The organism is Polynucleobacter sp. AP-Titi-500A-B4, from assembly GCF_018688095.1.
Taxonomy (GTDB): domain Bacteria; phylum Pseudomonadota; class Gammaproteobacteria; order Burkholderiales; family Burkholderiaceae; genus Polynucleobacter.
In genome coordinates, this window is record NZ_CP061311.1 from 1,156,260 (window position 1) to 1,179,566 (window position 23,307).

Consider the following 23,307-nt stretch of genomic DNA (forward strand, 5'->3'; position numbering starts at 1 on the left):
TTGGTCTTTTTGACTCTAACATTGGCACTCACTTGTCGCTAATAGGCGTTTTTGATTCTGGCGTTGGTGGCTTATCCATTTTGGATGAAGCCTTGCGCCAGCTTCCACAGCATGACTATATTTACCTGGCAGATTCTGCAAACGCCCCTTATGGAGAAAAATCCAGCGATTGGATTGCCAAGCGCAGCTTAAGTTTGTGCAAACATTTAGCAGACGCAGGCTGCGATGCCATCGTGGTGGCATGCAATACTGCCACTGCTGAAGCAATCAAACAGATTCGCAGTGAGGTGAAAGTGCCCGTCATCGGTGTAGAGCCAGGCATTAAGCCCGCAGCCATGCAATCCCAAAACGGGATTGTTGGAGTCCTTGCAACTGAAGCCACCCTGAAAAGCGATAAATTCAATGCCTTATTAGCTACCCTGCCCAGTGATTGCCTTTTTATCAAGCAAGCAGGTGCCGGACTAGTACCTTTGATTGAAGCCGGCAAAGCAGATAGCGAAGAAACCTTAGAGCTTCTTGCAAAACATCTAGTGCCAATTCAGGATGCGGGTTCAGACACCCTAGTATTAGGCTGTACCCACTACCCTTTTCTCAGAAAAGCCATTCGCAAATTATTAGGTGACTCCATTACGCTGATTGATACTAGCGAAGCAGTTGTGCGTCAATTAAAGCGACAACTAGAATCACTAGATACTGCTGGCTCATCAGGCAAGAGCACAAGAGAGCATGGTTCCGTCAGCTTTATCAGCAGCAAAGATGATGCTACCTTACTCAAAATGGCGCGAGATTTAATGCATAGCGATCTTGAGGCTCATGAGGTCAGCTCCAGTTTATTGGGAGCTACTCGATGAGTACGTTTTTCCAAAGGATGGATGCACGGCTCCCGTTTACCAAAACAGAGCGCATTATTATTGGCATCGTATTGGTATTACATGCCTTACCTGCTCTAGAGTTTTTACATTTTTCTTCACGTCCTCCAAAAATGGATGATGCGCGTGTCATGGCCAATCTAGTCAGCCCTGATACAGCATCTAATAAGAGCCAGCAACCTCCTGCTCCTCCGCCTCCTAAGCCTAAAGAAGAGCCCAAGAAAAAAACGGTTGAGGAAAAGTCTTCACAAAAGCCAACACCCCCTCAGCAGCAAAATACAAGCCAGCAGACTCAACAGCAAAGCAAGAGCGAATCACAGATGCAAAATGCGGCCGTTGCCCCTGCAACGACTGGTGGCGCCAGTGGTTCACCGATTCAGACGGACATTGGTAAACTGGTTGTCGTATACCAGCCCGATGCCGATGCTTATTACCCGTCGTTCTCTAAACGGTCAGGAGAGCAAGGCACTGTGGTTGTACGTTTGATTATTTCCGAGGCAGGCGAAGTGGAAGATGTTGCTATATTGCAATCGAGCACCTTCCCTCGACTGGATCGTGCAGCAACCGATATTGGCAGACGTTATCGCTTCAAACCCTTTTTAGTGAATGGTTCACCCCAAAGAATTTCTACCAATCTTTTAATTAAATTTAATCTCAAGAATTAACAACTATGAATACACCATTTGGAATTGCAAATCTTTGGCTCGAGGGTGATGGCATTACTCGCTTTGTAGCGATTGCTTTATTACTATGCTCTATCGTGACTTGGGTTATTTTGCTTACCCGTTTTTGGGAACTTCGTAACCTGCGTAAATTTAGACCTGAACTCGACCAGTTCTGGCGCGCTACTTCATACGAGCAAGGCCTGGAATCCTTCAGCAATCACAGTATGAATCCTTACTACCAGATTGCTCGTTCTGCTAGCAGTGCTTCAGTTCATCACCAGAGTCAAGCCAGTAATCATCGCGAGCTTCTGCAAACCTTGAATTATTCCGAGTGGATGGCTAGAAGCATTAAGAACGGTATCGATAGTATTGCTGCCACCCTACAAAAGGGCCTGACCTTCTTAGGCTCTACCGGCGCAACTGCACCGTTTATCGGCTTATTTGGCACCGTTTGGGGGATCTACCATGCATTAATTTCAATTAGCAGCTCTGGTAGCGCTCAGATTGATCAAGTTGCAGGCCCGATTGGCGAAGCTTTGATCATGACTGCCTTAGGTCTTGCGGTTGCGATCCCTGCGGTACTCGGCTTTAACGCAATCAATCGCGCCAATAAATTATTGGTTGCTGAACTCAATCGTTTTGGCAATGACTTGCTTGCCTACTTTGTGACTGGTGCTCGCGTGAAGTCTGGAGAATAAGTATGTCTTTCCATATACAAGACGATCAGAATGATGACGCCATTATGGCGGAAATCAACATGACGCCAATGGTGGATGTCATGTTGGTTCTTCTGATTATTTTTATCATCACCCTGCCCGTTATACAGCAAGCAGTAAAAGTGGAATTGCCTAAGGCAAACAGCGTTCGCAATGAGATCAAACCAGAGTCGGTTCAGCTATCCATTGATGCCAAGGGTCAGATTTTCTGGAATAGCACGCCAATCGATTTAAAAACATTTGATGGCTACGCTGAAAAGGCCGCCCAAAAGGATCCTCAACCAGAGATCAATCTCCGCGCGGATAAGTCCGTAAAATACGAATATGTGGCCCAAGTCTTAGCAGCCTCTCGCCGTGCCGGACTCACTAAATTAGGGTTTGTAACCGAGCCGGATTAAACTCTTCTCCGGCCTCGCAGCACTACAGCAATCTTATTTTGCTTTGTAGGGCATCTTGGATGGCAAACAGGTCTCTTCACTAACGTAAGTTCCGTTGCCCATCGTTTCACCCAAAATCCCACCCTGAATTTTTTCCACTTTCTTTAACTTACCTGTTACTGGGTCAAGCGTCATATTGGTAGATACTGTTCCTGCAGGATAGATGACACCCATCACATTCTCAGGCTCAAAGCTCGCATCGATCTGTATCAAAATATTGGGTCGCGCTAGAGTGACGCTCTTCACCACCTGCTTTCCATAAGCATCAGACTGATCCAAATCACGATCATCTAAAAAGACTTTTGCTTTCTGAGCACCAGAAGCAAGGGTGAGCTTCATCTCATACTCTTCGGTATACCCTTTTTCTGAGCGCTTGCAGTGAAACTCCATGACATCAACACCCCAAACAGCTAATGATGAAAAGGTGAGGCAGGAGCAAAGCAGCAATTTTTGTAAATTCATAATGGATGCAAAGAATACAGGGCTAGGCCAAGCGTAGCCTATATTGAAAGACTCTATTCTAATTTAGTGATATTGCTAGCAATCGTATTCAAGTGGTCTGAAACGGCAGGGCCATCATCATCCTCTGCATCAACATCATCATCTAAAGCGGCTACTGCGACAACCTCTTCGGGCGCCTTAAACCACTTAAATACGACCAAGGCAACTGATAGCAATGACATCACTAGACCAAAAATGCCCTTGATCTGATCAATCATTTGCGCAGTGATGAATGGCTGCTTGCTAGCGATATACACTTCGGTGCCATCGGAAATAGGAAAGCCAGATGGTGTCAACATCTTGTCTTCTGAAATTGGAAAGCTAAAGCGTGAGGCAACTTGAGGGCTATATAAAACGGGTAATAAAGCTGCAATCGCATGTGGATCAACATCTTTATTGGCCAGCAGATTGAGATTGACGCCCACCACCTGAATATCTTTAGATGGCACAGGTGGAGAGATTTGATACATATAAGCCAAAATCTTGGCATCAGCTACCCAGCCCATGCGCATTGCCAATGAGGGCGGGAAAGACATCTCTAGAAGCTGGTAACCCCGCTTTTGCACCAGAAAATCAACGGTGGCTGATGGCGCATAAGAAACTTGCACGATGACATCAGGAAGCCGATCAGCTTTCATGGCGAGCAATTGCTCGTCACTGAAGTTGGTTTCTACGTAATCAACCTCAGGAACCAAACCTGAAAAACGCAGGATTTGATTGGAAACAATGCTAGGTCCGCCGTTTTTCTCACCGAGATTGACTGTCTTGCCACGAATGTCATGAATATTCTTAACGTCGCTCTTCACCAAAAACTGAATTAACTGGGGTGCAATCGATGCAACCTGTCTTACATTCTCGTAGCCGACTGGATCAATACCGCCCTGCACAAATGCAAGATCTAAGTTGCCATCGTTTAATTCGTTTAGCGCCTGAAAAGACCCTGCGGTCGGCATAATGTTTAGTGTGACATTGCGACGAGTGGCTTCTTCCTGGAGTACTTTAGTCAAGTGATGACTTTTCGTGAGCATTCCACCGCCACTGATGGTGATTTCATAGTGGCGAGGATATAAATCGTAGGCAAATTTCCCAGCAAGCCCCAGTAACAGCCCAATCAAGATTAGCGCAAGGCCTTTGCGAATATGATGCTGTCTTCTAAGCCAATCTAAACCTTTAAAGAGGAGTTGCTCAACTTCATTTGCTGGATTTGCCATGGCCTATAACCTATCGAGAGACTTGAGTTAAGCCATGCTTTACCAAGATCTCTTGACCTTTGGCGCTTAAGCTATAGCGGACAAAATCCTTAGCCGCTGAACTAGCAGAATTCTTACTTACCAAAAACATATCTCGGTACAAAGGATATAACTTAAGCAGCAGAGTCTTATCGCTTATTGCGACGCCATTCACGGCAACTGCCTTGACTTTATTGCTGAGATTTTTATTCGTCAAATACCCAATGCCATAAGAATCTTCTGCGATTGCATCAGAAATGCCAGCAGCACTATCAAAGACTTTTGCATCGCGCGAGAATTTAGCACCCTTCATCACAACATCCTCAACAAATGCTCTCGTAGTTGAGCCTTCGTTCCTGTTGTAGACATTAATCTTCTTATTTGGGCCACCAATTTGATTCCAGTTAACAATTGAGCCTTCGAAAATTCCATCTAAATGCTCTAAAGAAATACCATTGATATTCATGCTGGGATGGACCACGATAGCTACACCCTCAATTCCAATCAAATTACTGTGGAGATCGAGATTAAACTCTTCAAAATTTAAATCTCTAGACATCATGGCTAGGTCAATACCTCCATGATCCAAAGCCACGAGGCCAGCAATAGAGCCCCCGCCTTCAATCGCGACTTTGACATGGGTGTGCTTCTCAATAAACGGGGCAATTAATAGGGCAACGAAGCGCGATACCGCTACCGACCCTGAAATCATGAGCTCTTTTTGCGCCCTCGCCACAACATAGGGATAAGCAATCAAGCCAGCAAGCGTAGCACCTCCTACACCTGCGGCAATAGCAATACCTCGGATGAAGCGACGACGATCGATCATCATTCGCCCGCCACAGGAACAAGATCCAACTCTTTAACGATGGCCTGTCCTTTTTTAGAATCTAGGCAATACGCAATGAAATCCTTGACCTCTTTGCTTGCTGACGATTTATATAGCAGCTGCAAGTTATTCCGAATGGGATAGCGACGGTCTTTGATATTTGTGTAGCTTGGTAGTACGCCATCAACTGCCAAAGGCTTAACTCTTTGTGGATTTAGAAAGGTGGTTCCCACATATCCAATTGCGAATGGATCAGATGTCATCGCTTGCATTAAGCCATTAAACGTCGTGACTACTTTTGCCTTTAAGGTAATGTGATCTTTAATGGCGACTTGTCTTTTCCAGGGCTCGTAGGTACCCAATTGTGGATCATGACTCACAACATTGATCGGCCCAGAGTATTTTCCCAGGGCGCTCCAAGAGGTGATATTCCCCGTAAAGACATCATGCAATTGTTCTAGGGTTAAGCCGCTAATTGGGTTAGCTAGATTAACAATCGCTGCAATCCCATCGGTAGCAATAGTCACTTCTTCTATCTTCAGTTTGTGTTTTTGCGCCCAGAGTTCTATATTCGGTGGTATTTGGCCTGAAGCCATTCCAATATCAGAAGTGCCATCTAGGGCTGATTTGTAGCCCATGGCGGTTCCGCCACCCAACAAAGGTAAATGAATATTAGGAAACTCATCCATAAACTGCATGCCAATCTTTTGCATTAACTTCATCACCGTGGTTGAACCACGCAGCTGTATGAATTGCAATTGGGCTGGATCTATGGACTTACTAGACATCGTTAAGGACCCAGAGATGGTAAGACGTGAACGATGGCTTCTGGTGTTACCTGGCTTTCACCGACAAACAATCCCTCTAGCGCAATAACTAATGTGAACAATACTGAGACACCGATAGTCACTCCTCCTACATAAGCCACCATTTTGGGCAAAGGATTTTGTAGCCAACCAAAAATAATCAACAAAGCAACAGAAATTGCTAAGGCGTCCCATAAATAGGTTGGTAACTTTAGCCTAGCTGCAGATAAGCGTGCCTCCCGCACATCAGATAATTGGTTTAAGGTGGTCACGATTTCTGCCCTAGCCATTTGTTGGACAGGATTTTTAGGATCTAAAAGACGTATTCCTTGGGTGAGATCTGTTAAATCATTGGAAGCTTTTTCGCTTCGTTTGTTTTTAGCCATGAGTGGCCACTCATCCTCGACCACTGCGCCTGCATAATTTTTTAAGTCACCTTGCAGCTCAACAGCATGCGCACCACCAAAAGCTGCTAGAGAGCGATTCAACTTAAACATCAACGCAGCTTCGCGTGAAACTAGATCTTCAACGTTACGGTGATCACCTTGAACACGCACTAATGAAAACGCGATCAGCAATAAGGTAATCGAGGTAAATAATTTAAAGCCCTCTTCAGCGCCTTTAGCAAGATGCTCATCTGGGTTGAGTTGGTATTTCCAGCGAATGTAAAAAGGAATTGCAGTAGATAGCAATAAACCGATGCACATAATGCCAAGACCAATGACGACATTGGGAAGCGTATGCAAGTAATTAATCATTTAATGCTAATCCTCAAACCATTTAACGGATGATAAATAAATTCAGGGTCGACATCAGATTGACCGACTCAAGACTTTCATGGAAATTTTCTGAGGTGCGCGATTTACCTACGTTTGCAACCCCAGAATTACGTATCGATGGTACATCATCGTAGGACTGAGCTAGGCTATCCCCACCCCTGAGAACAATGGGTGCCGTCTCAGCCTGTGGCACCCCTGGCGGAAATGCAGAGATAGTACCCGCAAATGGATTCTGCCTCATCGCCATTAAGGCAGCCGAGCTATTGTTCATGGCATTGATGCGGTTATCGTATTTACCCTGTCTTGAAGGGGAAGCTGGCTTATCTGCGGCAGCTGTTTTAGTTGAGCCCTCTTTCGGTGCAGGCTTATCGCCATTGCGGAAGCCGTTGGCATACTTACTCACATATTTAGATGGAGCATTGTTTGGCCTAACAGAGCGATCTTTAACCTCTGCTTTATCAACACCATCTCGAGTAGTTCCAACCCTTCTTGGATCAGAGTTGCTGTTATTGGCTGCCTCTCTATTTGCAGACGCACGACTTGCTGGCGGCGGTGCAGCTGCAGCAGGAGGTGCAGACTGATTTGCGGGTGGATTAGCAGCTGCAACCGGAGGTGGTGATCCAGGCGGGTTAGCAGATGGAGCAGTTGGCGTGAGCTGAATAGTGCCATCGGCTAATGCGACTAATGGCTGCGGCCTTGCTGAAATTGGTATTGGTGCTTCCCCACCTGCTACAGGTGGCGGGGAGTTTGCAGCGACTGGAGGAGCAGGAGCAACCATAGGAGCAAGCACTGATGCAATTTCTAATTTAGCTGGGGTTGGTGCAGGCAATGGCGGAGCAAACACTACTACCGGCGGAGGTGGAGGCGGTGGTGGAGCCATCACTGAGGTCGCTGTTTGTACTGCTGTTATCGGCGATGGCGCAGCGGCTACTGTAAGTGTGACAGGAACCAAAACCAATAAATATTTTCCTGAATCTGCCCCAGTCAAGGACAAACCTTGAACAATCAGATTTGCGTATGGGCCAGCAGATACTGCACTAGAGATAGTCCCGGCACCATTAACGTAAGTTGGTGTTCCAGCAATTCCTAAATTTGCATAAATGCCAGATCCAAGAGGAACAACAGTTAAGGCGCTATTCAAAATCTCATAACCAAGATTTACGGAGCCAACTGTAGCGGAGAGCAAATTCTCCCTCAAGAAAAGGACATTACTTGAATAAAGGGCTGGGCCAGTGATAGCACTAGGGGTTCCACTGGTAACAAGCAGTGAAGAGACTGCTGTTACTTGCGCATTAATGGTTCCATTAGTTGAACCAATTGCCTGAATCATAGAATTCTGCAGGTCTAGTGAACCGCTATTCGAGATCAAAGTGATAGCGCCACCAACTGTAGAACCATTTGCATAAATATTTCCATTTGCGGTAATTTGATTACCTTTTAATCCAATGATGCCGCCAGCACCAGTGCCTCCATTAGCTCTAATTAAGCTTCCAAGAGAATTATTGATGGTGGGAGCGGCAAGATAGATAGCGCCGCCATTATTTCCATCGGCCACAACTTGAGACACAGCCCCTAAAGAAATTGACTGGCTTGCGGTAAGGTAAATCTCATTACCTACAGCCTGCGTTGCAGGAATAACTATTAATCTATCAGAATAAATCTTATCGAGATTCGTATCTACAATGGAATTAATATTTGCCCCTACCAGTCGATTAGTCGGATCTGCAGGAAGACTTCCGCTCAGAACAATACGTCCAGTTACATAGATGGCTTGCGCCAATAGTTCAACTGCATTTCCAAGAGAGCCTGCAGGCCCGCCGAGCAGATAGTTTGATACTTCTATAACACTGGCATTGCGAATTTCTGTTTGCGCCTGAATCGTTACCTTGCTTGCGCTAATCGTTCCAACATTTAAGTAAGCAATCGAAGAGTTAATAATGACATCTAGATTCTGACCAGTAATACTGGCATTCAGATTAAAGTCTCCTGATGACGAGAGAGTCAACTTGGTATACAACGATCCCGTTTTCTTAATATCAGCTGCAATTGTCAAATTAGACATACTAGTCAGGGTGTTTTGGGTGCAAGCACCAACACCAGGGCATGATGAGGTTGCATTAGTCACTGCAATAGTGACATTGCTACTCGATAAAACACTAGAAATGATTTCAGCTGCCGTGCTATCAATCGTCAAATTAATAGGATCTAGCAACCAAGTGCCTGCTTTACCAGTTTGGTTATTGGCGCTGGTATTGATGTTTGCTGTTGAGGCTAGGCTGACCGATCCTTTGGAAGAGGTCTCAATAAAACCGCCATTACCCGATAGGACTCCACCCATTGACTTAAGAATGCCGGCTACCGTCGTTTGAACTTGCGACCAGATTGCAATGGCACCACCATTACCGGCTTGTGTTGCCGATGTGTCGATCAATGCATTCTCTTGGATATTGACCGTTTGTGCCAATTGATTATTGCTTGATGCTCGATCAGCATTCAACTTAATGGCAGTCTGCATTGGGATATTCACTTGAGATCCGCCACTGACTTTAGTGCTTGCAAGACCAATGTTGACTTGTCCTCCACCGATTGCACCAGTAGCCGTTGTCTTGGAGTTAGTCGCTACCGTGATCTCATTACCAACCAGATTGATTTGACCGCCTTGGGATGTTTGGCTATCAGCGGTAACTTGGCCTGCCTGCGTAATATTTTTAGCAACAAGCTCAATGACACCGCCATTGCTGATAGCAGCATTCGCTGAAATACGCCCTGTATTTTTAATAACGGAAGACATCAATTGATTTGCAACGCCGGCTGCCATCACCACCAAACCACCTGGCGCCTCTACAACATGCTTATTAACAATTAAGCCGTTATAGACACCTTGATCTACGTTGATCGCTAGCAAACTTTGACCTTGAATCTTCAGAGTAATCTGCGATCCAGAACCAAGAGCGACTGCCCCGCCCTTCTGGGCCAATAGGTAGCCCTGGTTACGCACCTCAGGGGCTAGTAAAGCAATGAATCCACCTTCTGCGCTATTCGGATCAATCTGATTCGTTTGAATAGTGCCACGATTCATAATCTTGCCTGCTTTGTTACCAACCCCAGTGCCATCATCCTTAAAGTTGGATTTGCCATCCATAAATTCTTGATTAGCCATGTTCAGGGTTGTTGCCACTACCGCAGCTGCATTTACTTCAGCGCCTTTACCAAACGTGACCCCATTTGGGTTTACAAAAATAATTTGGCCATTAGCTCTTACCGCGCCATCAATCAAGGATTGAGTGGCGCCAGTCACGCGATTGAGTGTTACAGAATTAGCGTTCGGCTGATTAAAGTTAACGGTAGCATTCTTGCCAACATTAAAACTATCCCAATTAATCACTGCACGCTGCGAACTTTGGTTCACATTCATGGTTGCGGAGCTGGCAGTTTGGGTTTGTGAAATTGCAGCACTTCCAGCAACCACTTGACCGTTACTTGGTAATGCATTTACCGGAGGTGCTGGTGTAGCTGCTTGCACTACATTGGAATGACCAACAAGAAAAATACAAAGTGCTAATGCACTCTTAATCCCTAAGGAAAAAGTTGAGTCAAGCCCAACAAGAGAATGAGAGGATGAAATCCTCAAGGGATTAATCAATAACTTTCAATTGGTAGTTTAGTACCATGATTTTACTAGGATTTAAGCAAAAATGTGCCCGCCATATTGCCAAAAAGGCATCCGAGAGAGGGGATTCAAAGGGGATAGTGGTTAATTGATGGTGCCCGAGGCCGGAATCGAACCGGCACGACTTTTTTGAGTCGGCAGATTTTAAATCTGCTGTGTCTACCGATTTCACCACTCGGGCTCGCACTAGCAGTCACTGCCGCGCTAAATAAATCAAGACAAGGCAAATTTTAGCATGTAAGGCTAGTGAATCATGGGAAGCGATCAAAGCCCAAGGGACTGGCTATCCAGGGCAAGGAAAGCCAAAAACACTAAAATGCTTCAATGAAACGCAATGGTAATTTAGCAGGTTTACGTCAGTTCTTGCGCCCTCTCACCTGGGCTCTTGGCACCACCCTAGTGGTGGCATTAGGCATCACCTTAACTTACCTCTATTCAGCACAGTCTAGCCCATCAGGTAAACGCGTCATCAAGAGCCTTGGGGATGGCGTAGTAGTCACTTTTGATGAGGCGGATATTCCGCACATTAAAGCAAATAGCCAGTCAGATGCTCTCTTTGCATTAGGTTATTTGCACGCGACTGAACGCTCCTGGCAAATGGAAATGAATCGCCGCATTGCTAGCGGTCGCCTCTCTGAAATCTTGGGTAGCGAGACAGTCAATATCGATCGCTTCATTCGTACGCTTGGAGTCAAGCGCGCCGCTGAACAGCAATTTGATAAATATCCAGTCGCTGCAAAACGTTTACTGCAAGCTTATGCCGATGGCGTCAATGCCGGCAATACTCAACTCGGCTGGGCGCTACCCCTTGAGTATTTTTTAACTGGCTCCAAACCAGGCCATTGGTCTCCAACCGATAGCGTTGCTTGGATGCTGATGATGGCTTACGATCTGGGCGGTAACTGGCATAAAGAATTACAAAGACTTGAGCTCTCACAATTTCTGACAACCAAGCAAATTTGGGAAGTCATGCCACCTTATGAAGTTGGCGAGCCTGTAACTAATATGGACTTCGCGAAGATCTATCGCGATCTCAATGTCTTTAATCCTAAAGCTGGCCCCATCAACAGTCGATCCAAAAAACTACCTGCAACGGAGCTTAGTCATGTTGATCTTCCTGGGGGTAAGGATGGTATTGGCTCAAATAACTGGGCTCTCAGTGGCAAACTCACCTCTAGTGGCAAGCCATTGCTCGCCAACGATCCCCACTTAGGCCTGTCAGCACCTGCGATTTGGTATTTTGCTCATCTAGATGCTCCTGGCCTCAACGTTCTTGGCGCCACCCTCCCAGGAATTCCGGCGGTAGTACTGGGTAGAACCGATAAATTTGCCTGGAGCTTTACCAACACCAATCCTGATGTCCAAGATTTGTACATCGAGCACATTGATGAAAAAAATCCTGGCATGTATCGCGGTCCAGATGGCCTTCTGCCATTTAAAGTTCGCCAAGAAATCATCGATATCAAAGGCGCTCCATCGCTTAATTTCATTGTGAAAGAAACCCGGCATGGCCCCGTGATCTCAGACTCTTACGCACGCGCAAAGCGTGCCATTGATACCAGTCGGTTTGCTCTGTCATTACGCTGGACTGCTCTTGATATTGAAAACCAATCTGTTGCCGGCTTGCTAGAAATCAATCGCGCTAAGGATTTGGATTCCTTTAGGCAATCCCTACGCAAAAATTATGCGCCCATGCAAAATGTCGTGATGGCAGATAGCGAAGGCAATATTGCCTATCAAGCTGCTGGGGTTGCACCCAAACGCACACTACACCATGGTCTCTATGGTGTGGCTCCAGCCCTTGGCTGGGAGAAGCAATATGACTGGAACGGCTATGTTCCTTTTGAGCAATTACCGGCTAGCAATAATCCTGAGCAAGGCTGGATAGCCACTGCCAATCAACGCATCATTGCTAACAATGACCCTAACCCACTAACAGCAGATTGGGACTTATCGGCGCGTTATGACCGGATTGTGGATTTGATTAAATCACGCAACTCGCATGATGCCGAATACATGAAAGCCATGCAGGCAGACACCATCTCCTTAGGCGCTACACCGCTACTAGATTTATTCAAATCTAGTAGCCCAACTCATCCATTAGCAGCACAGGGAATGGAAGCCTCAAAAGACTTTAATGGCGACATGCGAGTGGATAGCGCGGCTGCATTGATATTTAATGCCTGGGCTGATCACTTAACACGCAATCTCTTTTCACGATTGGGTTATTTGTTCACAGAAAATTATGGTGAACGCAATTATCGAGGTGCATTGATTACTCAAGTACGAAATCCCAATAGCCCATGGTGTGACAATCCCAAAACGGATGCAATCGAAACTTGCCAAGAGGCCTCTAATGATGCCTTTAATAAAGCACTCGCTTACCTTAGCAATAAATACGGCAATGATCCTAAACAGTGGACTTGGGGTAAAGCGCATATCGCCATCTCAGAGCATCGTCCTTTGAGTAAAGTTCCAGTGCTTGGCAAGATGTTTAATTTAGCTACGCCGTTTCCTGGTGATAGTAATTCCATCAACGTAGGTAGATTGGAGTTACTCCGCTCAAACAACCCGTATGAAACATTACAGGCGCCAAGCCTGCGAGCCATCTATGACTTTTCTGATCTAGAAAAATCCCAATTCATTTACCAGGCAGGTCAATCCGGCTGGGTTCAAAGCAATCTTTATCGCAATATGAATCCCCTCTGGGCTAAGAATGAGTACCTGCCTTTACAGATGAAACCCGCAACCAGCAAACGGACGCTGGAATTGAACAATAAGTGATTCATTGGCACCCTAGGGCGTATAAAATATTCCCAAAGCGTCTATCAGCTCTTTTTGAAAGCCATGAAATGAAAAAAATCCTTCTCGCCAGCTTCACTGCCTCAGCCTTATTACTTCCTATTAGCAATGCCAATGCCGCATGGAAAGAATTAGGTTCAAACGAACTGATGGTGGTGTACGTCGATCTCGACACTGTTCAAACTCAGGGTGACAAAACCCAAATCATCTCGATGTTGGATTTCAAGAAACCCGGTGTTAACCCAAACAATAAGAAAGCAGTGAGCTCTATCATCGGCCTCAATGAATACGACTGCCCTACTGTGAGCTATCGCCCTATCGCCTTTAAAGAATTTTCTGGTAACAAAGGTACAGGCGCATTGGTTTCAGAAAACAATACGCCTGATAGCAAATATGAGCCTGTAGTCAGCGGCTCTTGGACAGCAGGGGTATTTAATTCTGTTTGTACCGCCAAATAGTTTTTTCTGAATGCCCTTAAAACTCTGGGTTTGGTTTCTCTTATTTCTGAATCTTGCTTTACTGCAGGGATGCGCAGCTCCTTTAGCGGCTTTAGGAAGTACTGGCACAGCTGCTGCTAGCTCTGCTGGCACTACCGCAGCAACTGCTGCCGTAGCCAACCCAGTGACAGCAACTAGCGTTGCCTCCACTGTCACTACCGGCAAATCTCCTTTAGAGCATGCGGCCTCTGCCGCTACTAAAAAAGAATGTAGCTTTATCAATATTGTCGGGCCTAAGCCTATCTGTGAAGAGGTTGTGCTGCCAAGAGTCATTGATAACAGCAGCCCTTTGCCAGGCCCTACTGATCAGGCCAAAGAGACTGCTCGGCAATAGGTCTGGGCATTCTCTGACCACCAGTTGGTCAGAGACTAAAATCATGGATTAACAGCAATCTTGACTATTTAAGCAATGACTATCGAAAACTATTACCTTACTCTCACCTGTCCCAATAAACCTGGCATCGTAGCCGCCGTTTCTACTTATATCTTTCAGGCAGGGGGCGATATTGAAGAAGCCCAGCAGTTTGACGACAAGGCTTCTAAGCGCTTTTTCATGCGCGTGAGTTTTAGCTGCCCTACCGATGGCAATACCTTGCGCTCAGGCTTTGCTGAGATTGCAAAGCGTTTTGAGCTTACTTGGAATCTGCGTGCTGTCAAAGATCTCAAGCGCGTGTTGATCATGGCATCTAAATTGGATCACTGCCTAGTAGATCTTTTGTACCGCTGGCGTATTGGTGAATTGCCTATGATCATCTGCGGCATTGTTTCCAATCACCCAAGAGAGGTGTATGACAGCATTGATTTTGCTGATATCCCTTTTTATCACCTACCGGTAACTGCTGAGACCAAGCCAGCTCAAGAAGCCAAGCTACTAGAGATCATTGCAGACTCTAAAGTAGATATGGTGATTCTGGCGCGCTATATGCAAATTCTGTCAGATGATTTATCTACCAAATTATCTGGTCGCTGCATTAACGTTCACCACTCATTCCTACCAAGCTTTAAGGGTGCTAAGCCTTATCACCAAGCCCATGCGCGTGGCATTAAGTTGATTGGCGCTACCTCACATTTTGTGACCAGCGATTTGGATGAAGGTCCAATTATTGAGCAAGACGTCACCCGCGTTACTCACGGCGATACACCGGATGATTTAGTGCGCAAAGGTCGAGATTTGGAGCGTACCGTGCTCTCGCGCGCTCTTCGTTACTACTTGCATGACCGCGTCCTCATTAATGGCACAACATCCGTCGTCTTCTCTGACTAATTCTCATCAGTAAGAAGCTTTTGATTAAGGTCTGACCCCTGGAGACTCTAGGGGCAGTCCTCGAGCCCTCCACATCAGAAATAATTCGAGCTGAGCCATCTCGGGCGAGCCGTACTCATATTGCTGCGCCCTGACTCCGCTCATGCAGTTACGCAAGCGACGTTGCACAGATCCTAAGGTTTGCCATTCCAAACGATAGATTGGATAAGCGTTTGGATGGCCCTGTGGAATAGGGCTGCCACCCAATTTGAGGCCAGCCCTATCTTCATGACACTGGGCACAAGACAAGTTGAGTTGCCCCATTCTTTCATTAAAAGATTGGCGCCCTTTTTCCAGAGCTAGTTTATTGGCAGGGCTTTCTTTAACTGCGATTGGCATGCCCTTGGATTGAAAGGCAATGAAGGCTGTTAAAGACAAAAGCTCTTTACTTTCATAAGCAAGCGCCGGAAGACTCTGTGTACTGACTCGACATTGATTGATTTGCCCCTCAATGGTCTGTAGTTTTCCTTTGATGATTTTAGGAAAAACAGTCGCAACACCCCGCATAGACTTCTTCGCATCGCCATGACAAGTCGCACAGGATTGATTATTTTCATCAGAAGGCTTATTCCAGAGAACTTCGCCATCTCCTACCCAAAAAATCGCTGGATTAAGACTGGAATCATCCTGCATTGCCTTATTCTCAGCAGACATGAGTTCATAACTAGACTGCGGCTTCTGTTTCACAGAATCAGGGGCAGCCGAGACGAACGGGGTGCTACTAGTGATGCAGCATGCTACTAGAAACTGCCGCGCATTCATGAAACAGTGATGTTGGCTTGATTAACCGCTTCATAACCATCATCACCAGTCCATCTAAATTCAAGGGTACCTGTTTCGGTTGCGATGGTAGTAAAGATGATGAGTGGATTGGCACCAATGCCGGAATAAAAATCTGCCTTAAATACTTCAACATTGTTATAGGTGCAAGTAAAGACACGAATAATGTCTCGGGGAATTAACTTACCCCCTTCTGTATAGCGAAAGCCTGATTCCATATCGTGCTGGGCAATTGCACGAATTTCAATAATCGAGCCCTTCTTAGCGCTCGAAGGCATGGTGATAGAGGTGCGAGAAGTTTTACTCATAATCTTCCATTACACCATCTCAGTACATGCGGAAAGCGTGACCAAGGTCTCTGCCTGTCCTTGATAAAAACTACCGTTATTCATCTGCGCAATAGCCCTCACAATTTGACTGTCTGCTAAACGGACACGAGTAGTGATGTTAGCTGTACCTGAGCGAGGTGTTAGGTACACAGTAAAGATATTGGGCAATGGATTGCCTTCAGCAATCACATGAATCGCCTTCACGTAATCATTGGCAGTCATGGGGCTCTCAACACTCACCTTAAGTACCACCAAATTTCCGTTCTCTACAAGTGGCGGAATCACGAGATTCACTTTGCCATTGATTAATGGCTTACCGCCAGTAATCTCTTGAATCGCTTTTTGCGCATCTTCGGTTTTGGCGAATACAGTCAAAGGACTGAACCAGGTACCAAGCAAGAATAGACTTAGCTTTTGGATCTGCTTAAACCAAGCACGACGACTTTTTTGCACGATGGAATGTTGAGACATCATTGAACCTTAGTATTTAAGGTAAGTAAAAACGCCACAACATCCTCAATTTCTTGTCCATTGAGAATAGTTTGCCCCGCAAATTTAGGAGCAACGCGATTTAAATGATCGATACGGTAATACGCTGGCATGATGGTCTTAGAATTAAAGTAACTGGCATCCACAATTCTGGCTCTGAGTTGGGGTGCGGTATATCGAGCAACACTAGCACTGAGTTCAGGCGCTAAATTACCCTGAAAGCGCTCCTCCGGAAATGGTCCGCTATGACATAAAAGACATAGTCCCGATTGACGACTGGCAACAATAGCGCGCCCACGCATCGGATCACCTGGGGTTGCAGTCAGTGATTCGGCAATGACACCATTGACAATCGTTTGCGCAGCAACGGAGTTGAGATTGAGGGCGACTAACAAGAGTACTGCTAGTACGCTCCTCTTTCTCATGAACGTCGAATCACAGTGCTATTGCTTATACCAGCTTAATGCCGCTGTTTTTCAATGGCACTTCGCGCAAACGCTTACCAGTTGCACGGTAGAACGCATTAAGCACTGCTGGCGCTGCTACCGCAATTGTAGGCTCACCTACTCCACCCCAGTCCTTGCCACCACCTTCGATGATGATGGTTTCAACGGGAGGCATTTGAGCCAAACGAATGGAGCCGAAGGTATCAAAATTCTTCTGGACAACCGCACCTTTTTCGATCGTGATTTCTTCTTCGAATAAAGCAGATAGGCCATAAACAAATGAACCTGAAACCTGTCGTGCCACTTGCGCTGGGTTGACAACATAACCTGGATCGGTAGCGGCAACAATGCGATGAATCTTCACTTCATTGCCATTTTTTACAGAGAGTTCACAGGCAGCAGCGACGTAACTACCGAAGGAGCGCATTTGCGCAACCCCACGATAGACGCCTGGAGCAGCAGGTTTTGTCCAACCAATGCCATCGGCAACCGCATTCAATACTGCCACTGCGCGAGGAAACTCTTTCATATGCTTGCGACGGAACTCAACTGCATCCATGCCAGTTGCTTCTGCCAACTCATCCATGAAGGTTTCAATAAAGACAGCATTTTGGTTAACGTTCACGCCACGCCAGAAACCTGGAGGCACGTGAGTGTTGCGCATCGCATGGTCAATATTGAGATTAGGGAAGCTATAAGTGATGCCATGCTCGCCTAGTGGCTCAACACCTTGGAATGCCAAAGGATCTTTACCCTTATTGGCTGCCACTACCGCAGGACGCACAGCAGCCAAAATGGACTGGCCAGATAGACGCATACTCAAACCGGTGACATTTTTCTTGTCATCAATAGCTGCGGTCATCTTGCACATCATCACGGGATGGTAACGACCTTGGGTCATATCCTCATCACGAGTCCAAATCAACTTAATCGGTGTACCCGGCATTTGCTTGGCAATATTGACCGCCTGAGTGGTGTAGTCCTGGAATGCGCCACGGCGACCAAAGCCACCGCCCAAGTTCACCTTGTAGACATTGCACTTCTCGGCAGGCAAACCAGATGCAGCAATAACTGCCGCTAAGGATGCTTCACCGTCTTGCGTTGGCACCCATGCTTCACAAGAATCTGCCGTCCATTTTGCCGTAGCAGTTTGTGGCTCGAGTGTTGCGTGGTTCAAGAATGGATAAAAGTAAGTCGCTTCAATCTTTTTAGAAGCGCTTGATAAAGCGGCCTTCACATCACCATTGGTATTGTGTGCAAATGCATCATCAGCTGTCAGACCCTCTTCCAACATCTTACGAATCGAAGCGCTGGAAACGTTGCCATTAGCGCCGTTGTCCCAAACAATATTCACTTGGTCTAACGCAGTTTTAGCTTGCCAGAAGGTATCAGCAACTACTGCTACTGCTGAGTCACCTACCTGAACGACTTTCTTAACGCCCTTCATGCTCTGTGCTTTGGCAGCGTCATAACTCTTGACCTTGCCACCAAATACAGGAGACTCTTTGATATTGGCAACTAACATGCCAGGTAATTTCAAGTCAATGGCATAAATTTGCTTGCCAGTCACTTTATCAGCTGTGCCATCAATACGATTGACTGACTTACCAATGAGCTTCCACGCTTTTGGATCTTTCAGTGGAATCTCTTTCGGTACTTCTAGTTGAGAAGCAGCAACAGAGACCTTACCAAATGTTGTCTTGCGACCAGAAGGCGTATGCGTAATAACACTGTTAGCAGCAACGCACTCAGAGGCTGGAACATTCCATTGGGTAGCTGCTGCTTGTACTAACATCATGCGCGCTGCAGCACCTCCTTTACGAACATACTGTTCTGAAGTACGGATACCGCGGCTGCCACCAGTAGAGTAACTGCCCCATACTTTATTGCGTTTTAAATTCTCTGCTGGAGATGGGTAGTCATAAGAAACTTTTTTCCAATCGCACTCCAGCTCTTCTGCAACCATTTGCGCCAAACCAGTAATCGTGCCCTGACCCATTTCTGAGCGAACGATGCGAACAATCACATCATCATTGGGTTTAACCACTACCCATACGCCAATTTCTGGATTAGCCAATGGGGTCATGGCAGTTGTACCAGTACCCATTGCAGCATTTGCTGAGGAAATCAAAGATAAATCAAAGCCAATCGCGAGACCAGTTGCAATTGCACTAGAGCCGACAACGAAATGACGGCGGGAGGTATTAATAGTAGTAGTCATGATTCCTCCTTAAGCCTTGCTAGCAGCATGAATGGCTGCGCGTACTTGTTGGAAAGTGCCGCAACGGCAGATATTGGTAATCGACTCATCGATTTGGGCGTCTGTTGGCTTTGGGTTATTGCGCAACAAAGCAGTCGTTGCCATCACCATTCCAGACTGGCAGTAGCCACACTGTGGCACTTGGTTATCAACCCATGCTTTTTGTACTTTAGAAAGTTGACCGCTCTTTTCCAAGCTCTCAATGGTTTCAATTTTCTTTCCATAAGCGGCAGAAACTGGCAATGAGCAACTGCGCATGGCTTGACCTTCAAATAACACAGTACATGCACCACACACACCGATGCCACAACCATATTTGGTACCAGTGAGTCCAACTTGCTCACGGATGACCCATAGCAATGGGGTATCTGGATCTACATCTACTTTGTATTTCTTGCCATTGACATTTAACTCAGCCATGAGTGGTCTCCTATTCGTCTCTGTTCTTGTTTTACTTTTGCTACTTTTTATTGATAGAGTTTTACATCAAAACCCTATTTATTTCGTGTGTTTATCTTACTCAAGAATTAATTTATTGCTATGCAACATAAATCAGAGCCTGTAAGATCCATCCATGATTTCCGGACTAGTTCAGATCCTTCTTTTTCAAAGCCTTGGAGAAATGATTTCCAAGTTTTTGCTCCCCACCCTACCTGGTCCCGTCATCGGTCTAGTTCTACTAGTAGCTTGGCTGGTTATTCGAAAAGGAATTAATGCCGAGCTGGCTATGGTTGCAGACGGTTTTAGCCAGTATCTTGGCCTACTTTTTGTGCCCGCTGCCGTTGGCGTCGTTTTGTTTCTGCCCCAACTCAAGGCTAATGCTCTGGCCATCATATCCGCACTAGTTGCTAGCGTGATTCTGACGATTGCGTCTAGCGCCCTAGTCGCACGTTTCTTAAGTCAGAAACCGAAGGTTAGCAATGAGTGAAAAACACTCCATTGTAGAAATTTGGGTCTATCTATCCGGTAGCCCACTCTTTGCACTCTTTATTACCCTGGCCGCTTATCAAATTGGTCTGAGTATTTATAAGTACACCAAACAAAATCCCTTGGCTAACCCAGTAGCAATTGCCATTGTGATTGTGGCGACTAGCATTCAGTTTATTGAAATGCCTTACTCGACTTACTTTGAAGGCGCACAATTTATTCACTTCTTACTGGGCTCTGCTACCGTATCGCTTGCTATCCCTATATATCGCGGCCTTAGCAGCCTCAAAGGTCGATCACTGCCATTGATTGCCTCGCTTTGCACAGGTGGGCTGATTTCTATCGTGAGTGCCGTGGAAATTGCCACCCTCTTGGGTGCAGATAGCAGCATCACCGGAGCAATGTATCCAAAATCAGTGACCGCCCCCATTGCAATGGGTATTGCCGAACGTATTGGGGTATCGCCCACCTTGACTGCGATCTTTGCAGTCAGCACCGGAATATTAGGCGCAATCTTGGCGCCCTTTGTCCTCAATGCACTTGGGATGAAAGAATGGTGGCAAAGAGGTTTTGCAATTGGCATTGGCGCCCATGGCATTGGTACCTCACGGGCATTTAGCATTCATCCTGAAGCAGGAACTTATGCAAGCCTAGCAATGGGTATGAACGGCGTGATTAGTGCTGTTGCCATACCCATCATTTATCACTTATTTAATAAATAAGCTTACGCAGCATGCAATGCTGGAATCCTGGCGTGCTTTACTTTAGGCTTAATGGTCTTTCTTGCCTTCCATAAATCGTAAGCAGATTGTTGAGCCAGCCAAATGCTAGCGCTACCGCCATTCTCAACGCCTAGCCATGCCTCAATGCGTAGAGCCATCTCAGGCGATATCGCAGCTTTACCATTTAAAACACGTGACAACGCAGGACGCGTTACTCCGAGCTGTTCAGCAGCCGCTGTTACAGTTAGCTCAAGGGCGGGTAAGACATCATCACGCAATGTGAGTCCTGGATGAGGTGGATTGTGCATTTTTCTCATTACGCATTGTAAGCATCAAAAGCACACATAAAAGTGGAGGTTAATTACTCTGACTTAATTTGAGCAGCCTTCACAATCGGTGCAAATCGTACTAAGTCACCTTTAATTTGCTCACCGAATTTTTCAGGGGTTCCAGGTGATGGGAAGATGCCCATCGATAAAAGCTTCGCCTTACCTTCAGGAGAATTCAAGATCTCATTTAAGGCTTGATTCAATTTAGCAATAATCGGCTTAGGTGTTTTTGCTGGGGCCAATAAACCAACCCAATCATCAATTACAAAATCCTTCACGCCACTTTCAATAAAAGTTGGTACATCGGGCATGCTCGGACTACGTTTTGCACTCGATACAGCAATCGCTTTAATCCTGCCTGTTGCTACGTATTGATTTGCGCCGGCAACTGCCGTGTAAACCAGGGGAATATTGCCGCCCAGTAAATCCAGTAAAGCTTGGCCTCCCCCTTTATAGGGAACATGAACCAAGTTCGCGCCCGTCTTTTGCTTAAATAACTCACCAGCAATGTGTGGCGTTCCTCCAGCACCCGATGTGCCATAAGAAAGGCCATTGGAATCTTTTTTAGAGATGGTAATCACGTCAGATAAAGTCTTACCCTGAAAATCATTATTTGCCACCAAGATCAAAATGGCATCGCCTATTTTTCCGATGGGTGCAAAGTCTTTGACGCTATCAAATGGCACTTTGTCAGAGAGTAAAGGGTTAATCGATAATGTGCCTGCATACCCCAATAACAAGGTGTAGCCATCTGGCTCAGCCGATGCAACCATCTGTGTACCGATATTCCCAGAGGCGCCTGGTTTGTTATCCGCAATGACTTGTTGACCCAGCTTTAAAGACAGTTGTTCTGCAATAAAGCGACCTGAAGTATCGGTCACACCCCCTGGTGTAAATGGGATGATTAAACGAATCGGTCGATTGGGGTAATTGGACTGCGCAAAACTAGCCAATGGAATCATGGCTACAAGCAGAAAAATGGCGGACGAGAAATAACGGTGCAATTTCATGGCAAACCTTTATCTAGTTTTACTTCGTCTCAACAAAACGCTTTTCAAATTCCCAAACATCCTCAAAGCCCATTAACTTAGATAGATCTCCAAAGTCATATAAATCAACCGGGTTATTAATAGATGATCCTGAGTCTTTAAAGTGCTCATATACCTTGGTCATTGCTTGAACAGAAGCTAGCAATGCGGTCACTGGAAAAATAGCGATCTTGTAGCCTAACTGCTCCAACTCCGCCTTAGAAAGAACTGGTGTTCTGCCCTTTTCCACCATATTGGCAATCAATGGGTGATTTGGAAAGGTCTTTCCGATGCGCTGCATTTCTTCCTGAGTTTCAGGTGATTCAATAAACAAAATATCTGCACCAGCGCGAGCATAAGCTTCGCCACGACGCAGTGCTTCATCTAAACCAAGCGTAGTTCTCGCATCAGTCCTTGCAATGATTTTGAAGTTGGGATCCGTGCGCGATGCAACAGCCACTTCAATTTTTTTCACCATATCTTCCATCGGAATCACTCTACGACCTGGAGTGTGTCCACATTTTTTAGGGAACTCTTGATCCTCCAGTTGAATCGCAACAGCGCCCGCGGCTTCGTAACCGCGAATGGTGTGACGGACATTTAATAAGCCGCCATAACCCGTATCGCCATCCGCAATCAATGGGGTCTTAGCCATTGTGGCCATAGCAGTTACCCTGCCAACCATTTCGGTATAGGTAGCCAATCCAGCGTCTGGCAGACCGAGCAATGACGCTACAGTGCCATAACCTGTCATATAGAGTGCATCAAAATTCATACGATCAGCCAGGCGCAATGAAACCATCTCATAAACCCCAGGCGCCACGATCAACCCTGGCTTGCTGAGTCGCTGATTAAATAAATCTCTCTGAGTAGTCATATGCCCCCTGCTTTATC

The 23,307-nt window shown here is 46.0% G+C and carries 25 protein-coding genes and 1 tRNA gene; 10 read left to right on the forward strand and 16 right to left on the reverse strand.

Annotated elements, in window-relative coordinates; translation table 11 throughout:
- The first annotated feature begins 32 nt into the window (after positions 1-32).
- Genes murI through FD968_RS05975 form a run of 4 tightly spaced genes read left to right on the forward strand, consistent with a single transcriptional unit; the run spans position 33 to position 2,648 of the window.
- Positions 33-851, forward strand: coding sequence for a glutamate racemase (gene murI, locus FD968_RS05960; protein WP_215364603.1), 819 nt, complete (start codon positions 33-35; stop codon positions 849-851).
- Positions 848-1,534 (forward strand): energy transducer TonB, encoded by a 687-nt coding sequence (locus tag FD968_RS05965; RefSeq protein WP_215364605.1) that lies wholly within the window; start codon positions 848-850, stop codon positions 1,532-1,534. Before murI ends, FD968_RS05965 begins: the two co-directional genes overlap by 4 nt.
- A 5-nt stretch (positions 1,535-1,539) precedes the next feature.
- A complete protein-coding gene (locus FD968_RS05970) occupies positions 1,540-2,232 on the forward strand; it encodes a MotA/TolQ/ExbB proton channel family protein (RefSeq protein ID WP_215364607.1) in 693 nt (230 codons plus the stop codon).
- A 2-nt stretch (positions 2,233-2,234) separates the two neighbouring features.
- The gene (locus FD968_RS05975; RefSeq protein ID WP_215364609.1) at positions 2,235-2,648 is read left to right on the forward strand and encodes a biopolymer transporter ExbD; all 414 of its coding nucleotides are present in this window, start codon (positions 2,235-2,237) and stop codon (positions 2,646-2,648) included.
- A 33-nt stretch (positions 2,649-2,681) separates the two neighbouring features.
- On the opposite strand, the gene FD968_RS05980 is transcribed toward FD968_RS05975, so the two are convergent.
- The 7 genes from FD968_RS05980 to FD968_RS06010 form a co-directional block, all read right to left on the reverse strand.
- The gene (locus FD968_RS05980; protein ID WP_251367510.1) at positions 2,682-3,149 is read right to left on the reverse strand and encodes a hypothetical protein; all 468 of its coding nucleotides are present in this window, start codon (positions 3,147-3,149) and stop codon (positions 2,682-2,684) included.
- A 53-nt stretch (positions 3,150-3,202) separates the two neighbouring features.
- Positions 3,203-4,399 (reverse strand): TAXI family TRAP transporter solute-binding subunit, encoded by a 1,197-nt coding sequence (locus FD968_RS05985; RefSeq protein ID WP_215364611.1) that lies wholly within the window; start codon positions 4,397-4,399, stop codon positions 3,203-3,205.
- A 10-nt stretch (positions 4,400-4,409) separates the two neighbouring features.
- Positions 4,410-5,249: a phosphate ABC transporter substrate-binding protein gene (locus FD968_RS05990; protein ID WP_215364613.1), complete on the reverse strand. Its 840-nt coding sequence runs from the start codon at positions 5,247-5,249 to the stop codon at positions 4,410-4,412.
- The gene (locus tag FD968_RS05995; RefSeq protein WP_215364616.1) at positions 5,246-6,034 is read right to left on the reverse strand and encodes a phosphate ABC transporter substrate-binding protein; all 789 of its coding nucleotides are present in this window, start codon (positions 6,032-6,034) and stop codon (positions 5,246-5,248) included. Before FD968_RS05995 ends, FD968_RS05990 begins: the two co-directional genes overlap by 4 nt.
- Before the next feature lie 2 nt (positions 6,035-6,036).
- Positions 6,037-6,810, reverse strand: coding sequence for a DUF4239 domain-containing protein (locus FD968_RS06000; protein ID WP_215364618.1), 774 nt, complete (start codon positions 6,808-6,810; stop codon positions 6,037-6,039).
- Between the two features lie 22 nt (positions 6,811-6,832).
- The gene (locus tag FD968_RS06005; RefSeq protein WP_215364620.1) at positions 6,833-10,354 is read right to left on the reverse strand and encodes a filamentous hemagglutinin N-terminal domain-containing protein; all 3,522 of its coding nucleotides are present in this window, start codon (positions 10,352-10,354) and stop codon (positions 6,833-6,835) included.
- 239 nt (positions 10,355-10,593) lie between these two features.
- Positions 10,594-10,682 (reverse strand) — tRNA-Leu (locus FD968_RS06010).
- A 143-nt stretch (positions 10,683-10,825) separates the two neighbouring features.
- Between FD968_RS06010 and FD968_RS06015 the strand changes: the two genes are divergently transcribed.
- The 4 genes from FD968_RS06015 (at position 10,826) to purU (ending at position 15,064) form a co-directional block, all read left to right on the forward strand.
- Positions 10,826-13,285 carry a penicillin acylase family protein gene (locus FD968_RS06015; RefSeq protein ID WP_215364622.1) on the forward strand — a complete coding sequence of 820 codons (2,460 nt, stop codon included), beginning with the start codon at positions 10,826-10,828 and terminating at the stop codon, positions 13,283-13,285.
- 68 nt (positions 13,286-13,353) lie between these two features.
- The gene (locus FD968_RS06020; protein ID WP_215364623.1) at positions 13,354-13,761 is read left to right on the forward strand and encodes a surface-adhesin E family protein; all 408 of its coding nucleotides are present in this window, start codon (positions 13,354-13,356) and stop codon (positions 13,759-13,761) included.
- 10 nt (positions 13,762-13,771) lie between these two features.
- Complete coding sequence (locus FD968_RS06025) at positions 13,772-14,134, forward strand: hypothetical protein (protein ID WP_215364625.1); 363 nt, start codon at positions 13,772-13,774, stop codon at positions 14,132-14,134.
- Between the two features lie 75 nt (positions 14,135-14,209).
- Positions 14,210-15,064: a formyltetrahydrofolate deformylase gene (gene purU / locus FD968_RS06030; protein ID WP_215364627.1), complete on the forward strand. Its 855-nt coding sequence runs from the start codon at positions 14,210-14,212 to the stop codon at positions 15,062-15,064.
- Positions 15,065-15,088: 24 nt separating this feature from the next.
- Here the strand turns inward: purU and soxA are convergent, their stop codons facing one another.
- The 6 genes from soxA to FD968_RS06060 form a co-directional block, all read right to left on the reverse strand.
- Positions 15,089-15,790: a sulfur oxidation c-type cytochrome SoxA gene (gene soxA, locus FD968_RS06035; RefSeq protein ID WP_251367513.1), complete on the reverse strand. Its 702-nt coding sequence runs from the start codon at positions 15,788-15,790 to the stop codon at positions 15,089-15,091.
- Positions 15,791-15,861: 71 nt separating this feature from the next.
- Positions 15,862-16,191 (reverse strand): thiosulfate oxidation carrier complex protein SoxZ, encoded by a 330-nt coding sequence (locus FD968_RS06040; RefSeq protein WP_215364632.1) that lies wholly within the window; start codon positions 16,189-16,191, stop codon positions 15,862-15,864.
- Between the two features lie 9 nt (positions 16,192-16,200).
- A complete protein-coding gene (locus FD968_RS06045) occupies positions 16,201-16,686 on the reverse strand; it encodes a SoxY-related AACIE arm protein (protein ID WP_215364633.1) in 486 nt (161 codons plus the stop codon).
- Positions 16,683-17,126, reverse strand: a complete 444-nt coding sequence (gene soxX, locus FD968_RS06050; RefSeq protein ID WP_215364635.1) for a sulfur oxidation c-type cytochrome SoxX — start codon at positions 17,124-17,126, stop codon at positions 16,683-16,685. The genes FD968_RS06045 and soxX overlap by 4 nt, the downstream gene beginning before the upstream one ends.
- 25 nt (positions 17,127-17,151) lie before the next feature.
- Positions 17,152-19,368, reverse strand: coding sequence for a xanthine dehydrogenase family protein molybdopterin-binding subunit (locus FD968_RS06055; RefSeq protein WP_215364637.1), 2,217 nt, complete (start codon positions 19,366-19,368; stop codon positions 17,152-17,154).
- A gap of 9 nt (positions 19,369-19,377) precedes the next feature.
- Positions 19,378-19,827: a (2Fe-2S)-binding protein gene (locus tag FD968_RS06060; RefSeq protein WP_215364639.1), complete on the reverse strand. Its 450-nt coding sequence runs from the start codon at positions 19,825-19,827 to the stop codon at positions 19,378-19,380.
- 202 nt (positions 19,828-20,029) lie between these two features.
- Between FD968_RS06060 and FD968_RS06065 the strand changes: the two genes are divergently transcribed.
- Both FD968_RS06065 and FD968_RS06070 read left to right on the forward strand, forming a co-directional pair.
- Positions 20,030-20,335, forward strand: a complete 306-nt coding sequence (locus tag FD968_RS06065) for a CidA/LrgA family protein (RefSeq protein ID WP_251367514.1) — start codon at positions 20,030-20,032, stop codon at positions 20,333-20,335.
- Positions 20,328-21,056 carry an LrgB family protein gene (locus FD968_RS06070; protein WP_215364644.1) on the forward strand — a complete coding sequence of 243 codons (729 nt, stop codon included), beginning with the start codon at positions 20,328-20,330 and terminating at the stop codon, positions 21,054-21,056. The genes FD968_RS06065 and FD968_RS06070 overlap by 8 nt, the downstream gene beginning before the upstream one ends.
- 2 nt (positions 21,057-21,058) lie before the next feature.
- Here the strand turns inward: FD968_RS06070 and FD968_RS06075 are convergent, their stop codons facing one another.
- Genes FD968_RS06075 through FD968_RS06085 form a run of 3 tightly spaced genes read right to left on the reverse strand, consistent with a single transcriptional unit; the run spans position 21,059 to position 23,290 of the window.
- On the reverse strand, positions 21,059-21,373 hold the full coding sequence (locus FD968_RS06075) for a HigA family addiction module antitoxin (RefSeq protein ID WP_215364647.1): 315 nt from the start codon (positions 21,371-21,373) through the stop codon (positions 21,059-21,061).
- Between the two features lie 44 nt (positions 21,374-21,417).
- The gene (locus tag FD968_RS06080) at positions 21,418-22,395 is read right to left on the reverse strand and encodes a tripartite tricarboxylate transporter substrate binding protein (RefSeq protein WP_215364648.1); all 978 of its coding nucleotides are present in this window, start codon (positions 22,393-22,395) and stop codon (positions 21,418-21,420) included.
- A 19-nt stretch (positions 22,396-22,414) separates the two neighbouring features.
- Complete coding sequence (locus FD968_RS06085) at positions 22,415-23,290, reverse strand: oxaloacetate decarboxylase (RefSeq protein ID WP_215364650.1); 876 nt, start codon at positions 23,288-23,290, stop codon at positions 22,415-22,417.
- Positions 23,291-23,307 lie beyond the last annotated feature (17 nt).